This window comes from uncultured Brachyspira sp. (assembly GCF_934747485.1).
Classification (GTDB): Bacteria; Spirochaetota; Brachyspiria; order Brachyspirales; family Brachyspiraceae; genus Brachyspira.
Genome location: NZ_CAKVGN010000026.1, coordinates 18,060 through 34,522, shown reverse-complemented (window position 1 = coordinate 34,522; position 16,463 = coordinate 18,060). Strand labels below are relative to the sequence as shown.

The following is a 16,463-nucleotide window of genomic DNA, read 5'->3' as shown; positions in this document are numbered from 1 at the left end:
TTAATTAAATTATAAGGAATACCTGCTTTTTTTAAACTAAAAAACGTGCAATATGTATGGCTCCTAAACAATTTTTATTTATAATGCATCTTTATATTTTTTACAAATTATTATAAAATAGTTTATTATTAATATATAAAAACAATAAACTGGAGATAAATTACAATGAAAAAAATTAGTTTAATAATTATTTTTATATTAATATCAGCTTTTGCATTACATGCTGATGTTATTGAAGATGAAGTATTCAGATTAATCAATTTAGAGAGAAGCAAGGCATCTTTGCCACCTCTTCCAAATAATCAAAGATTGCATTCTTTAGCACTTTATCATAGCGATAATATGGCTAAAAATAAATTCTTCAGCAATACAGATTTAGAGGGTCTTGATTCTAAAGGAAGACAGTTAAAATTATATACTGAAATGGTTGGAAATATCACAGAAGGTTTTACAAAATTAGAAGTAATACCTTTAACAGATAAAAATGCTGCTGCAAGCATTGTTAAAAATTTAATGAACACACCTGACTATAAAAAAATAATATTGTCAAAAGAATTTAATGCCATGGGAGTTGGAGCTTCAAAGAGAGGCGTTGGAGTATATACTACTGTAACTATGGCAAATATTATAGCTGAGTCTGTTAACTTTAAACCGGAAGTTAAATATGGAGATGATATTACTGTACAATATAGAATATTAAATAAAGCACCTTTCACAGATTTTAAAATAGCTGTAGAAATGGCTGACCCTCAGGCTAAAATAGTTGGAGATGACGGAAAAACTTATGTGGGTAAAGTAATATATGATGTTACAGATGCTGGAAACACCGTTATAAGCAAAACATTTAAAGCAGAATACGGCAAAGGAGAATATAAAGTTTCACTTCTCTATAAAGGAGAACATTTCTCAAGCAATGTAAGAACTATAACAGTTAAATAATAATTTAAAGAGAATAACATAGATGAAGTTTAGACATAGGTTTACAATAAAAAAAGGCATAGATTTAACTCCTATGATGGATATAGTATTTAATTTACTAATATTTTTCATGATAGGAGCTACAATTATGCAAACACCTCAAATAGAGATTAGTTTGCCTAAGTCTACTTCAGCTGTAGGAAAAGAAAAAAATGAAAATATAATAATAACAATAGCTAAAGATGGCGGTATATATGTTAATGAAGAAGCAGTAAATGATATAGACGTATATCTTAGTAATTTAGCAAAAGTTGAAGGAGAATTAGCTAAACCTGTTGAGATAAGGTCAGATGAAGATGTTAGAACTCAAGTTTTAATATCTGTAATAGACAGTGTAAAAAATGCCGGCTTTACAAAATTAGGTATAGCAACAGACACTAAAAATAATAATTAAAAAATTAATATATAGTAAATAGGAGTATTTTTATGAAAACAGTAGATGCAAGAGGCGTTCCTTGCCCAAAACCTTTAATATTAACTAAAACAGCTTTAACAAATGCTAATCTTAACGAAGAGATTGAGGTTCTTATTGATGATGAGGTAGCATTTCATAATATAACTGATTTTCTTAATAATAACAAAATAACTTATACTAATGATGGAATGAATTTCAAAATAACAAAAAACAAAGAATTATCACAAAATGAATCATCAAAAGAAAAATCATCAGGTCCTGTAATAGCAGTAGTAGATAAAAAAGCTATGGGACAGGGAAACGATGAACTTGGAGAATTATTATTAAAAGCATTTTTAGGAGCTTTAAAAGATGCCACTCCAAAACCTGAGGCTTTATATTGCTATAATGGAGGGGTTTATTTAGGAATTGATGAGCCTTATAAAAGTTTGTTACAAGAGCTTAGAGATGCTGGAATAAAAATATTTTTCTGCGGAACTTGTGTTAAGTTTTATGAATTGGAAGGAATAAAAGTAGAAGAACAAACTAATATGCTTGGTATAATAGAGGCTATGGCTAATGCTTCTGCTATAATAAGAGCATAATTTTTTATGGATAAATATTACTATTTTGATAACTCAACAACGAGTTTCCCTAAACCTAAAGAAGTCGCTGAAGAGATGAGTAATTTTTTACTTAATATCGGAGGCACTTATGGAAGGGTAAACACCAAAAGAGGAAAATACACCACAGAAAAAATAGAAGAGTGCAGAGAACTTTTAGCAAATAAGTTTATAGGCACAAAAAAAGATTCTAATATTGTATTTACTTCTGGGGCAACAAGGGCTGTTAATGATATATTAATAGGTTTAGATTTGCATGACACAAAAATTCTAATTTCATCATTGGAACATAATGCAGTACTGAGACCTATTTATCATTTATATAAAAACAAAAATGTTGAATATCAATTAATTCCTTCAAAAGAAGGAGGAAAAATAGATATTGAAGCTTTATCTGAAATAGTAAAAAAAGAAAAAATATCTCTTGCCATAGTTAATATGGAAAGCAATATTAGCGGAGTTATACAGCCAATAAAAGAGATAAAAGAAACGCTCAAAGATATTCCCCTACTCGTTGATGCCACTCAATATGTAGGTGTTGGCGATATATTTGCTGATGATTGGAATATAGATTATTTAGCATTTACTGGTCATAAGGGTTTACTTGGACCTACTGGTACAGGCGGTTTTTATGTGAAGGAGCCTAACAAACTTAAAGCGTCATATTTTGGCGGCGGCTTTGGGGACGGATTTGAAACGCCTTATAGTGTGCCAGAGATATATGAGGCCGGCACTCCTAACACTGTGGGTATTATAGGGCTTTTGGCAGCATTAAAAAATAGACCATCATGGAACATAACAACAGATGACATGATAAGCACTATAAAAAAAATAGAAAGCTCAAATAAATATAAAGTAATTTGGTCTGATGAGCCTTCTTCTCAGGGTTTTTTATTTTCAATAGAGAGCGATTCTAATATGGCTGAAATTGCTCATAGGTTATATGATGATTTTAATATAGAGTGCAGATATGGTTTTCATTGTGCAATTTTAGCTCATAATTTTTACAACAATAATAATGGTGCTATAAGATTTTCTTTTTCACCATACACTACAAAAGAAGATTTAGAATATTTAGCTGATGTACTTATAAATAAATTATAGGATTTTTAATATATGACTAAAAGTTTTTGTTATTTAAAAACACCAAGAGATTTAATAAAGGCAGAAAAGATATTAGAAGATGCTGGTATTGAAGTGATTGTGCGTCCTGCCCCAGAGCCTATATTTGGTGTTTGCAATATGGCTATAGATATAAAAGATAATGATAAAGTATATATAGTATCTTTACTTGAGGCAGCAGGTTTAGTGGTATTAATAAAAGAAAGCGAATGATATACATAAATAAATATAATTGGCTAATTTATTTATTTTATAAAATATTATCAACTTTTTCCCGCCTTCGCACCCACAGGCACTTCCTTCGGTCGCTGTGCGGACTTCGTCAAAGTTGCAAAAAGTGCACTCTATATGTTGGAATATGTACTAATATAAAATAATATCTGTACTTTTGGATATGCTTAAAAGCTAGTTTTTTAATGCAGCCTTTTTGCTTATTTGCGGCAGCAAAAGAAGTGGGGTGCGGGGCAAAGCCCTGCAAATATTTAAAATTAAAAACTAAATTTTGATAAATTTAAAAATTTTCAGTATATGCTATTCATGTTCTAATAGCTTTTTGTAAGAAGCTTCTATTGCAAAAGCTCCAAGCGGTGCTGTTATTAATATTGCAAGTACTGCTATTACAAGTATAATCTCTCCTGAAGCAAAACCCAACGATAAAGTAATAGAACCTATTGCAGCCTGCACTGTTGCTTTAGGGCAATATGCTATCATAGAAAATATTCTCTCTTTTTTGTTTAGTTTAGTTTTTATTAATGATACAAATACTCCTAGCATTCTAAATATTAAAACAGCAAATATTAATATAATTCCTAAAACACCAGCATTAAAAGCATAATTAATATTTACAGCAGCACCAACTAACACAAAAAGAATAATTTCAGCAGCCACCCAAAGTTTTGAATATTTTAATGAAAGCCTTTTTGATAATTCTTCTTTTGATTTTTTGAGATATGCCCCAATACTCATAACAGCAAGAAGTCCAGATATTCCTATAACACCTCCAAACAAATTTGAAATTGAAGTTTCTATGCTAACAAGTATAAAAGATATGCTTAATATTATCACTACTTTTGCACTGTCTCTTATATGAAATTTAGTAAAGAACTTTGATAATATAAAACCTATAATAACACCTAATAAAAGCCCAAATATAATAGAGGTAGGTATTTTTATAAAGTCAAGATAAGAAATATTTCCTCCCTTAACAAGCGAAGTAAAAGATGTAAACAACACTATTACAAATATATCATCAACAGAAGCACCTGCCATAAGTAATTGAGGTATGCTTTTGTTGGTACCGTATTTTTCGTCTATAAGTTTTAGCATTTTTGGAACAAGCACAGCAGGAGATACAGCAGCTACAACAGAACCCATTAAAGCAGCATCTAATAAACTAATATCAAAAAGTTTTGGGGCTATCAAAATCATTCCTATTATTTCAAAACTTGCAGGCACAAAGCACATTAATATTGCAGGACGCCCTACTTTCTTTAAGTCTTCTATATCAAGGTTAAGCCCTGCTCTTGTTAATATAATGATGAGAGCCAATTCTCTTAAATCTGCTGATATTGAAAGTATTGAATTGTCAAGCAAATTAAGACAATAAGGTCCTAATATTATACCTGTTATAATTAGTCCTAAAAGTGATGGGAGTTTTAAAAGTGAAAATATTTTTCCAAGTATCATTCCGCATAAAAATATCAATGCCAAACTAAGAAGCATAAAACTAAATCCTTTTTGATTGTATTTATATATTTGATTTTTTATTATGATATAAATTGTAGAAAATATAAAAACTATTATCTGCAAAAATCATAAATAACTTAAATTAAGCATTAGAAAAATAATTTAAGTTTATAAAAAAATCATAAATTTGCAGAAGTCATCAGCTTTTATATTTTTTTTGATTAATTAAAAATAAATAAGCGGTTTAATTATTTAAGTAAATAATTTAAGGAGACCTCATTCCTTATCTTACAATTATTCTATCATAAATATTTTTTATTTCAAGTTTTTGTAAACTATTAATTTTTAATATAATAATATAAAATATTTTTGTTAACATATTAAAAAAATTACCGTTAATACGAATAGGTATTATAATATATTTAATGGCGGTTTAAAAAATGGCTGTAAAAAAAACAACTGAAGAAAATTACAAAAAAATTGCTGAGAAATTACAAACAAAATTAGATAAATCTGAAGCAAAAAACATTGAACTAAATGAAAAATATTTAAAAGTAATAGATTTGCAAAAAAAGAAATTGGAAGATAAATATAAAAAGCTTGAAGATAAATATAAAGAAAAAATAAAACAGTTAGAAGAAAATATAAAAAAATACAAAACTGATAATGTAAAAACAATTAATGAAGATATAACTAAATTAAAAAAAAGATTAGAGTTATTGGAAAAGAATAATAAAAAGCTTGAAGAAGAAAAGAAAAAAATAGAAAGTCAAAACAAAGAATTAAACTTAAAAATAAAAGAAGCACTACAAGCTAATAAAGATACAGACAAAAAAGATAAAGAAACTTCAAAACTAATAAAAGACTTAGAAAGTAAATTAAAAGCTCTACAAACAGAAAAAGAGAAAATAGAAAGTCAAAACAAAGAATTAAACTTAAAAATAAAAGAAGCATTACAAGCTAATAAAGATACAGACAAAAAAGATAAAGAAACTTCAAAACTAATAAAAGACTTAGAAAGCAAATTAAAAGCTTTGGAAACAGAAAAAAAGAAAATAGAAAGTCAAAACAAAGAATTAAACTTAAAAATAAAAGAAGCATTACAAGCTAATAAAGATACTGACAAAAAAGATAAAGAAACTTCAAAACTAATAAAAGACTTAGAAAATAAATTAAAAGCTCTACAAACAGAAAAAGAGAAAATAGAAAGCCAAAACAAAGAGCTTAACTCAAAAATTAAAGAGGCATTAAAAACTAATAAAGATACTGACAAAAAAGATAAAGAAACTTCAAAACTAATAAAAGACTTAGAAAATAAATTAAAAGAATCAGAAAATCAAAAAAACAAAATTGAAGCTAACAATATCAAATTAAGCGAACAGATAGAATCATTAAAAAAAGAAAATAAAGGCTCTAAAGGCAGTGTAAAAGAAATAAATGATTTAAAAAAGAAATTAGAACAGTCTGAAAGCTTAAGAAGAGAAGTTACTGAGAAATTAAAAAATGCTGTAGAACAATTAAAAGAAAATAAAAAAAATGCTAATAAACTTTCAAAAGAAGATAAAGAAAAATTTAGAGAAAATTTAAAAATATTAAAAAGAATAAAAAAAGAAAGAGAGTTATTAGACAAAAAAAGAGAACATCTAAAGAAAGAAGAAGAGAAGTTAAGATTAATAAGAAGTAATATACAAAGTTCAGCAAAAGATATAGCATCAACTATAAAAAACAGCCAAGTTAATTATTATAATAATCCTAATATGCCAGAAAATCCGTTAGACCCTAATGGTACAAATGACACTTTGAATATGCAAGGAGATAAAGCCTTTGATATAGACCCTGCAACAGAAGAAGGAATAAAAAAAATGGCAGGCATAATGTGTGCTGCTATGGACGATTATAGAGAACAAAAAGAAAATGAAAAAAATGAAAATAAAAAGGGAACTCTAACAGAAGGCGAAGATAGATTAAATAAAGCATCAGAGCAATTAGAAGATTTAGTAGAAAGCAGACTCGAAGACACATATCAAAATGACAATGCTCAAAAACGCCCATTTACAATAATAGATAAAATTGAAAACAGCAGAGTTGAAATAAATGAAGGATATACTCCTCAATCTGCAGGTCAAACGATAGTTACAAACAATGAAGATGGAAGCAAACAAACTATAACAACATCATCTCCAAATCAGCAAGTTCCTAATATTACAGTAAAAGTAGAAGCTCCAAAAGAAACAAGTAAATTATCAAAACCAGAAACTCAATTAAGACCTGCAAGCGAAACTCCTACAATGAGAATGAAGCTTCTTGATGATACTGATGATTATGAAAAAAAACTTGTTATTACTTACGGCTTTGATAATATGCCTGAAAATATGTATTATTCAAAATACAAAAAAATATTAAGAAATGCTGCGAGAATAAGTTTGCTTGGTAACTTACAAGAAGGTCTTGATATGTTTAAGTTAATAAGAGATCAAAATATACCAGATGAATATAAACAAATGATAGATAAAAACATACAAGATATAACTTATTATCTTAGAGGTTTGCATAGAGTTAGATTGGAATAGAAGTTTTTTATGTTTAGATATTTATTTTTTATTTTTATTATCATTATAAACATAATCTCTTGTTCATCAAAAAATGTTACTGTCGGTGAGATAAATGCAGTTTACAATAAAAAAGAAGATTCCTATACTATAACTTTTCCAGAATATAATAAAATATATCCCAAATACATAGAATTAGAAGTGAATAAAAAAATAAAAAATGGTATTATGTTAAGTTATAATATAGAAACTGATAATATACCTACCCTTTTAGATATATGCGTTGAAGAAGATAATATAAAAAAAAGCTATTCTATTGTAAACCCTAATGTTAATCAAACCATCAATATAGAATTATATTCCACTAATTTTACTCCGCATTTATCTAATGAAAAGATAAAAAATATAGAAATAAGTTTAGAGAGTGTTGGAAGCTATGACACAAAAGAAAAACTTACAATTTCATTAAACGGCAAAATAAATGAATACAATAATACAATAGCATTAGTTTTACCTGAAAGCGGTCATATAGCAAAAAGCAATCCTCCTTTTTTTATGATTAACAAAAAATTAAATTTGCTTAAAGTATATTTAGCACAAGACTTATCTTTTAATAATACATATGAATATACTATCAGAAACAATAACTTTTTTGATATTACAAATAAACTAAATAATGGAAAATGGTATATTGCTTTAGATGAAAATGGAGATACTAATCTAAGAAAAATATATCATTTCTTCATAACCGATAAAACTAAAGATATTAATACTATAACAAATACCGCAGCTAATACTCAAAGACCTTTTATTTTCGCTGATGCTGCAACTCTTAATTTACTAAATAATGTATATAATTCTAAGAGAATGCCTCAATCAGCGTTTTTAAGAAATTTTAATTATTTTAAGCTGTATACTTCAAACAATGTAGGTAAATGGTATTTAGATAATATATCATATACCACTAATAATAATAAAATATACTTTGCCAATCTTCCTTCGCATATAATGCTTATGAGTTTAATGGCATATTTAGAAAAAGAAAATACTGCATTTCAATATGATATAAAACAAATAATAAAAGATATTTCACTTTTAAATGAAAACAATATAGAAAACTTTAATAATATAGAAGCATCGTATATATTAGCCAATTCATTATTAATGCCTTTTGATATATTATATGATGAATTATCATCTGAAGAAGTAGTATTAATAAAGCAGAAATTTATAGACTACGGAAATATATTATATAAATACATAATTAATAATCCTTCATTATATAGAGATGCTAATAACATAAAATATATAACAACATTAGGTTTAATATCATTAAATATGCTAAATGAGAATCTATATCAAGAAGAAGTAAGAAATTGGTATTTATTTTCTCTTAAATATATAAACTCTATAATATTTAGTATGTTTGAAGATGACGGCAGTTTAAAGGCTTCTTTAGATAATTCATTTGAAATTATTTTTAATATATTGATATATGCTAATGCTTTAAAAAATGCTGATGTTGCCAATGTATTTGAATATGAATCATTTAGAAATATAGGTAAATATTTATCTATTATAGGATACCCATCAGGGTATACTTTGCCTGTTGGATATACATTAATAGACAGCAGAAGTAAAATGCGTTTTGATAATGGTGCAAGAAGTGCCATTATGGAGTTATTAAGCAAAACATACAATAATGCACTTTATAAAAACTATTCTGTATTCGGACAAAGTGAAGCTATTGATATAGAATATTTACCTTATATGCTTTTATGGAATAATCATTCTATAAAAGATGAGGCTGTTAGTGCTTTAAATAATGAATATCAAAGTGCCTATTTTAGAAATATAGAAACTGCAATATACAATAGAGATATAAAATCATTAAACAGTCAATATTTGGGTGTATATGCAAAAGGATATAATGCATATAAATCTTATGGGCTTAATCATAATGACAGAATGAGTTTTGTTTATTATAATTATGGGGACAGCATTATAGATGAGCTTGGATATTTTTACAATAATGATGATAATAAAGAAATATTTGGATATGCAGATTTTCATAATACTATAATAATATCTGATGCTACTAATGAATATAGGATAGAAGAAAAACCGTCAAGCTTTTCAAAAATAATAAGCATTACTAATAATAATAGACTTTTTTTTGCCAAAGCCAAAGCAAACAATGTTTATACTTATGAAACAACGCTTAGAAATTTTGAAAGAACATTTTATTATTTAAAGCCTAATATATTGATAATAAAAGAAGACATAGAAGCTTTGCCTAATATAAATAATGAGAACTACATTAACGGCTATAAGTATAAATGGAACATAAACAGTAAACTTCCTATTAGTAATAATAATGATGGCTTTATTATTGAGGGTAAATATTCTACAAGCTATATAAAACTTCTATTAGAAGACAAATTAAATTATGAGGTTTCTCAAACTAATATAGGAAATGAGAAATTATATACTGCTGAAGTCTCAACTATAGATAATACAAAAAGATTTAGCCCTTGGATAATGGTTATAACAATGCCTAAAGATAATGTAGATATAAAAGAACGCAGAAATATTATTAATACAAATATAACAATAAATAGTTTCAGCTATACAAATTTATCATTTAAAGCTGGATATAAAGACTATAATATAATTTATAAAGATTACTCTACAAATAATAATGAAAAAATAGTATATACAGAAAACAGAGAAAATGTTATAATAAGCCCATATTGATTTTTAACTAAATTGAGGGCTTATTTTTTTATGAATATATATATAGCAGATTCCTATAAGGATTATACATATTTTACAGCAAATCATATTCTGCATTTTTTAGAAAAGAAACAAAAAACAAAAGAAAAATTATATATTTCTGTTTCTAGTGAGTATGATACAAAAGATATTTATAAAGCAATAATAGAAAACGTAAAAAATTATAATATTAATTTTAAAAACATATTTATATTTCAGCAATCAGAATATGTTGGATTATCTCAAGATGATAAAAACAGCAAAGCATATTTTTTAAAAGAGAACTTACTTTCAAAACTAAATATTCCTACAAAAAATCAATTTTTATTTGACGGAAGCAAAGATGAAAGCCAAATGGAAAATCAATTAAAAACAATAGAGAAAATAGGTAGATTTGATGTTATATGGTACTCTCTCACACCAGACTCTACTTCAGCAGGAAATGAGAGAATGTCATCATTATCATCATTATTTAGATTAAAAACATTAAGCGAACATTCCATAAAAGCAATTAAAACAAAATTTGAAAAAGAAGTGCCAACTATGGTATTTAGCATGGGAATGGGCATTATAGATATAGTTGATACTATTTTACTAACATCATCTGGTATAGAAAACTCTTGTTCTCTTAGAGATTGCTTAGAGTGCGGTATAAGCAACTCTTCACCTCTAAGCAAATTGCAAAAACATAGTGATGTTACGGTAATAGCAGATTATGAATCATCTTTGAGATTATCAAGTCAAACTGTATCTATGAAAATAAAACAAAAATTATTTTAAGGAGAATATATGAGAATCATTATAACTAATGAAAGTGTTTATGAATGGGCAGCATATTACACTGTAAAATGCATATTAGATTATTCTGACAGAAAAAAGCCTTTTGTATTATCTTTTCCTTTAAGATATGTAGATAAAGCTTATTATGAAAAATTATTATCTTTTTATAATGACAATATAGTATCATTTAAAAATATACATATAGTTTCTTCCGGAGAATATATAGACTCAAACATATCTCAAAAATATTTAGAAGAAAACTTTCTTAAATATATAGATATACCTAAAGAAAATGTGCATCTGTTTAATAGTAAGGTTACAGACAGAAAAAAAGAAGCTAAAAGAATGTCAAACATAATTAAAAAACTTGGCAACATAACATTGCTTATAGATAATTTAGCAGAAGATGGAAGTTTTTTACTTAACACTCCAAGTTCATCATTAGAAGGAAGTGTAAGGGATAAAAAGATAAGTGAGATAATTAGAAGCTATGAGGCAAGAAAATTTAATATGCCTGTGGAGATGTTTCCGAGAGAAGGATTTACTCTTGGATTTGAAGAGGCTTTTAATGCAAGATATATACTTGTTATGGCTAATGGTTATGATGTATCTGATGCATTGTCTCATTGTGTGGAGGGAGCAATAAGCCAGTTCTACCCTACTTCTGTTTTACAGGAGCATAAAAAACTTATAATTGTTGCTGATGAAGAGTCAAGCAGCGATTTGAAAGTAAAAACTTATAAATATGCTAAAAGTTTAGAGAGTAAAAGTCTTCACCCTAAAGAGCTTATTAAAGGTCTTTATAAATCTTATTATGCTCTTACAAACATCAGAATATTTGACGGAGAGAAGTTTATAGACGGGCATTGTATAGTAATAGAAAATAATATTATAAAAAGCGTAGAGAAAGAAATAGATGTTGATGCTGTAATTACAAGAATAGATTTAGGAGGAAAGATAGTAGCTCCCGGTTATATAGATTTGCAAGTTAATGGTATAGGAGGCTATGATATTAATGCAAGCCCAACAGTTGATACATTAAAAAACATGAATGAAGTTTGTCAGAGATACGGCTGTACTTCTTATTTGCCTACAGTAATTACAAACGGCGATGAATATATGTTAAAAATCATAGACTTATTTAACAGCATAGAAGACTTATCTGTTATAGGTGTTCTCGGAATACATTTTGAAGGTCCTTATATATCTCATGAAAAACGAGGTATACATAATGAGAAGTTTATAAGAGAAGCAGATATGAATATGATAAAAAAGATTAATGCTTCAAAATGTGTTATGGTAACAGTTGCTCCAGAGATGGTGGACGGTAAGGTAATAGAGGCATTTGCTAAGGCTGGAAAAGTAGTATCTGTAGGGCACACTAACGGCACTTATAATGAAATAAAAGAGAAAATACCTTATGGAATAACTTTTGCTACTCACTTATTTAATGCTATGCGTCCTTGGGGGTCAAGAGAGCCCGGTGCTGTGGGTGCTGTACTTGAAACTAAGGATATGTATGCTGGTTTAATATGCGATGGGGTGCATTGTGATTTTGCTTCTGTGGAGCTTGCTTACAAATTAAAAACAGGTCATATATGTATTGTAACAGATGCTATAGCTCCTGCTGCTGCTCCGGAAATAAAAGAATATATTTGGGCTGGCAAAAAGATACATAGAGACGGAAACAGGCTTATAGATGATAATGGTACTTTGGGCGGAGCTTCTATTACTATGAGTCAATCTGTAAGAAATGTTGTTAATCAGGTAGGTGCTACAGTGGAAGAAGCATTAAAAATGGCTTCGCTTTATCCTGCTCAAGTTATAGGAATAGATGATAAATATGGAAAGATAAAAGAAGGATATATTGCTGATTTAGTTATATTAGATGAAAAGTTAGTTGTAAAAGGGGTTGTATTTAAGGGTAATTACAAAAAATATGATTATGACTATGAATGGGAAAGTAATGCATAAAGGAATAATAATACATGAAAGAAAATGTATACAAAAGGCTCTATGATATATTTTATAAGCAAGATTTTTTAAATTTCATAGGCTGCAAATTAGAAGAGGCAGATGTTGGCAAAGTTGTGATATCTTTAGAAAATAAAAAAGAGTTCTCTCAGGCTTTAGGATTTATGCATGGGGGAGTTGTTGCTTCAATGCTTGATACTGCTTCCGGATTTGCTGCTTTTAGTGTTCTTGAAGAAGGTAAGCATGTTGTAACATCTGATTTAAAAATCAATTATCTTCGACCTGTTGTGTGTAAAAAAGTAATATGTGTTGGAGAAGTGTTGAAGGCAGGAAAAAGTCTAATAGTAGTTGAGGCTAATGTTTTAGATGAAGAAAACAAAATTCTTGCTAAAATGCTTGGTACTATGGCGGTAGTTCCAAATAATTATAATAATAAAGGAGATAGAGAATGATAGGCTTTATTGGTGCGGGTGCTATGGGTTTAGCTTTAATAGAAGGTTTTATTAAAGCTGGTATAAATAAAGATAATATAATAGCAAGCGTAAAGACAAAAGAAAAAAAAGAACAAATAGAAAAAAATCTTGAAATAAAAACATTTAATAATAATAAAAAAATAGCAGAGGAAGCAGATATTTTATTTATAGCAGTTAAGCCTTATATGGTTAATGATATAGCTAAAGAGATAGAAAATAGTATAAGAAAAGATACTACAATAGTGAGTGTTGCAGCTTCAGTTTCTGTTTCTGAATTAAAACAATTATTCAATACAGAAAACATTATTAGAATAATGCCGAATACTCCTGTAAAAACTTGTAATGGTTTTATATCTATTGTGGAATCTCAAAACAAAATACTTGAAGCGGCTATAATTGAACTTTTAAGCAAAGTTGCGATGGTAAAAATAATATCAGAAGATAAGATACATGCTTATAATGCTATGGCTGGTTGTTCGCCTGCTTTTATGTATATATTAATAGAAGCTATGAGCGATGCTGGAGTATTGATGGGTATAGATAGAAAAAGTGCTATAGAGATTGCAAGTCAAGTTTTTAAAGGTGCTGGTTCTATGGTTTTGGAATCTAAAAAGCACCCTGCTGAGCTTAAGGATAATGTTTGTACCCCTGCTGGTATTACCATAAAAGGTGTTGAAGTATTAGAACAAAAATCTGTAAGGAGCGGAATTATAGAGTCATTATTAGCAACATATCAAAAATCTATAGACAGCGAGAAGAAATAATTGCTAAAAAATAATATTTACACTTTTAATAAAATATTGTTATATTTATTGTGTAAAAATCTATTTGACTTTTTTTATTGTATAATTATAATATAATTAAGATTATTAAGGAGCATTTATATGCCTAAAAAAACTATATTAGTGCTTGATGATGAAAAAAGCATTAGAACACTTTTTGAGGAAGAGTTTAGAGATGAGGGATATAATGTAGTATCCACAGACAGCGGAGAAGAAGCTTTAGAAATGATTAATAAAGATAATCCACATATAGATTTAATAACATTAGATATAAAAATGCCTAAAATGGACGGATTAGACTTTCTCGGAAAGGTTCGTGAAAATCATAGAGAATTGCCTATTATAATATGTACTGCCTATAATAATTATAGACATGAGTTTCAAGTATGGAATGCAGATGGATATATATTAAAATCTGGTAATCTCACAGAAATTAAAGATAAAATTAAAAGGCTCATAGGATAATGCCTCATATAAGAAAAGACCCTATCACTAAGCAGTCTGTTATTATAGCTTCCGAAAGAATGGGCAGACCAAGTGATTATATCAATATTGAAGAAAATTGCAGCGTAGTAACTTCTGAGGCTACTTGTCCATTTTGTAAAGGAAATGAAGATAAAACACCGGAACATTCTACCATTATTTTTAATGATAAAAAAGAATGGATGGTAAGAATAGTACCAAATAAATATCCAATAATTGCACAAAGTAATCCTAATGAGCTGCCTAATAAAAATAATTTCTTTGAAGCTGATATTTGTAAGGGATTTCATGATGTTATTATAGAAAACCCTAATCATAACTTTAATTATTATAATGCTAAAGAAAAAGATTTGCTTTTTATATTTGAAGCTATAATAATGAGATTACAGGAATTGTCTAAAGAAAAAGATATGTTATATAGCTTGCTTTTTAAAAACTTTGGCAGAGAGGCTGGAGCTAGCTTAATACATTCGCATGCTCAGATGATGACAACTCCTTTCATACCTATTCAAATAATGGAAGAAATATACGGCTCTTTAGAATATTATAATGAAAATAAAAAATGCGTTTATTGCAGCATGATAGAAGAAGAGAAAAAGATTAATGAAAGAGTGATATGTGAAAATGATGAGTTTATAGCAATATCTCCTTTCGCTTCAAAATCTCCATATCAAATTTATATATTACCAAAAAAACATTCAGACAGTATAGTATATTCTGAAGATTGTATATCTCAATTTGCAAGTATTGTTAAAGATGTATTTAATAGAATTAAAAAAGTGCTTGGAGAAATTAGCTTTAATTATGTGCTTCATACTCTCACTCCAGCATTAGAAAAAAAATACTCTTATTCAAGTCATTGGTTTTTGGATATAATGCCTAAAATGAGCAAGCTTGCAGGATATGAGCTTGGAAGCGGTGTTTTTATAAACTCAATTACACCAGAAGACGCTACAAAAGATTTAAAAAATGCTTTTTAAGAAATCATCTTAAAAGAAGAGATATCCAATCATTTTTTTGCTTTCTCTCTAATATTGTTAAATTATTTTGTTTTATAGCTTCATCCATAAAACTTTCTTTTTCTGCTAATATTCCAGATAATATTAAATGTCCGTTTTCTTTTAGTATTCTTTTTAAATTAGGCAATATATCTATTAATATATCTGTTTCAATGTTCGCTATTACTAAATCGTATTGAGAATTATGTAAACTATCAGCACTTCCTAAAAAAACATTATTTAATTTTATATTATTATACTTAGCATTATCTAAAGTACAATTAACAGCATCATTATCAATATCTACAGAAGTGATATTATTAGCACCTAATTTACAGCAAAATAAAGAAAGTATGCCGCTTCCGCATCCAATATCAGCTATTACTTTAGAAGAAATATTATTGTTTTTTGAGTATTCATTAATCATATCAAGAGCTAAAAATGTTGTTTCATGAGTGCCTGTGCCAAATGCATATTGTTTAGCTATATATAATGCATCTTCATCATTATTATTATCATCTTTTAAATTTGGTACTATGGTTATATCTCCAATTTGAAAAGGTTTTAAAAATGCCATATATGATGTTAAATATTCATCTGAATTTAATTCTTTTATTTCATAATTGTATTCTGCTATATCATCAATATTTTCTTTTATTATATTTAAATTATTTTCTAGTTTTTCCATATTTTCATTATATATATTAACTACAGCAATATTGTTGTTATTTACAGGAAACTCTATATTATAACCTAATATATTTAATACACCATTTTCTATAATAGCTTCTATTATATCCTCAAACCCTATACTTATATTTATTGCAAGTGAATATATTCTCATAG

15 protein-coding genes are annotated in these 16,463 nt (G+C 27.6%); 13 read left to right on the top strand and 2 right to left on the bottom strand.

The features are described from left to right. The first annotated feature begins 165 nt into the window (after positions 1-165). From Q0H31_RS06440 to Q0H31_RS06420, 5 genes are read left to right on the top strand one after another with little or no spacing between them, the layout of a single operon-like run. Complete coding sequence (locus Q0H31_RS06440) at positions 166-939, top strand: CAP domain-containing protein (protein ID WP_295296505.1); 774 nt, start codon at positions 166-168, stop codon at positions 937-939. Between the two features lie 22 nt (positions 940-961). Further along, positions 962-1,372 (top strand): biopolymer transporter ExbD, encoded by a 411-nt coding sequence (locus Q0H31_RS06435; RefSeq protein WP_295296503.1) that lies wholly within the window; start codon positions 962-964, stop codon positions 1,370-1,372. Positions 1,373-1,404: 32 nt separating this feature from the next. Then, positions 1,405-1,977, top strand: a complete 573-nt coding sequence (yedF, locus tag Q0H31_RS06430) for a sulfurtransferase-like selenium metabolism protein YedF (RefSeq protein ID WP_295296500.1) — start codon at positions 1,405-1,407, stop codon at positions 1,975-1,977. A gap of 6 nt (positions 1,978-1,983) precedes the next feature. After that, positions 1,984-3,099, top strand: a complete 1,116-nt coding sequence (locus Q0H31_RS06425) for an aminotransferase class V-fold PLP-dependent enzyme (protein WP_295296498.1) — start codon at positions 1,984-1,986, stop codon at positions 3,097-3,099. A 12-nt stretch (positions 3,100-3,111) separates the two neighbouring features. Next, on the top strand, positions 3,112-3,330 hold the full coding sequence (locus Q0H31_RS06420; RefSeq protein WP_295296495.1) for a putative Se/S carrier-like protein: 219 nt from the start codon (positions 3,112-3,114) through the stop codon (positions 3,328-3,330). Between the two features lie 318 nt (positions 3,331-3,648). Here the strand turns inward: Q0H31_RS06420 and Q0H31_RS06415 are convergent, their stop codons facing one another. Continuing rightward, positions 3,649-4,839, bottom strand: a complete 1,191-nt coding sequence (locus tag Q0H31_RS06415) for a cation:proton antiporter (RefSeq protein WP_295296493.1) — start codon at positions 4,837-4,839, stop codon at positions 3,649-3,651. Positions 4,840-5,243: 404 nt separating this feature from the next. On the opposite strand from Q0H31_RS06415, the gene Q0H31_RS06410 reads away from it, so the two are divergent. The 8 genes from Q0H31_RS06410 to Q0H31_RS06375 all read left to right on the top strand — a co-directional run bounded on the left by Q0H31_RS06410 (position 5,244) and on the right by Q0H31_RS06375 (position 15,599). Continuing rightward, a complete protein-coding gene (locus Q0H31_RS06410) occupies positions 5,244-7,373 on the top strand; it encodes a hypothetical protein (RefSeq protein ID WP_295296491.1) in 2,130 nt (709 codons plus the stop codon). Positions 7,374-7,382: 9 nt separating this feature from the next. Further along, positions 7,383-10,109 (top strand): heparinase II/III family protein, encoded by a 2,727-nt coding sequence (locus Q0H31_RS06405; protein WP_295296489.1) that lies wholly within the window; start codon positions 7,383-7,385, stop codon positions 10,107-10,109. Between the two features lie 30 nt (positions 10,110-10,139). Beyond that, entirely contained in the window at positions 10,140-10,907 is a 768-nt protein-coding gene (locus tag Q0H31_RS06400; protein WP_295296487.1) for a glucosamine-6-phosphate isomerase, read from the top strand. A gap of 9 nt (positions 10,908-10,916) precedes the next feature. Next, entirely contained in the window at positions 10,917-12,881 is a 1,965-nt protein-coding gene (nagA, locus tag Q0H31_RS06395) for an N-acetylglucosamine-6-phosphate deacetylase (protein ID WP_295296485.1), read from the top strand. Positions 12,882-12,895: 14 nt separating this feature from the next. Beyond that, the gene (locus Q0H31_RS06390) at positions 12,896-13,333 is read left to right on the top strand and encodes a PaaI family thioesterase (protein ID WP_295296483.1); all 438 of its coding nucleotides are present in this window, start codon (positions 12,896-12,898) and stop codon (positions 13,331-13,333) included. After that, complete coding sequence (gene proC, locus Q0H31_RS06385) at positions 13,330-14,118, top strand: pyrroline-5-carboxylate reductase (RefSeq protein WP_295296482.1); 789 nt, start codon at positions 13,330-13,332, stop codon at positions 14,116-14,118. The genes Q0H31_RS06390 and proC overlap by 4 nt, the downstream gene beginning before the upstream one ends. 120 nt (positions 14,119-14,238) lie before the next feature. After that, complete coding sequence (locus Q0H31_RS06380) at positions 14,239-14,601, top strand: response regulator (protein WP_147730381.1); 363 nt, start codon at positions 14,239-14,241, stop codon at positions 14,599-14,601. After that, positions 14,601-15,599 (top strand): galactose-1-phosphate uridylyltransferase, encoded by a 999-nt coding sequence (locus Q0H31_RS06375; protein ID WP_295296478.1) that lies wholly within the window; start codon positions 14,601-14,603, stop codon positions 15,597-15,599. Before Q0H31_RS06380 ends, Q0H31_RS06375 begins: the two co-directional genes overlap by 1 nt. 4 nt (positions 15,600-15,603) lie before the next feature. Here the strand turns inward: Q0H31_RS06375 and Q0H31_RS06370 are convergent, their stop codons facing one another. Next, the gene (locus tag Q0H31_RS06370; RefSeq protein ID WP_295296476.1) at positions 15,604-16,461 is read right to left on the bottom strand and encodes a 50S ribosomal protein L11 methyltransferase; all 858 of its coding nucleotides are present in this window, start codon (positions 16,459-16,461) and stop codon (positions 15,604-15,606) included. Positions 16,462-16,463: the final 2 nt, after the last annotated feature.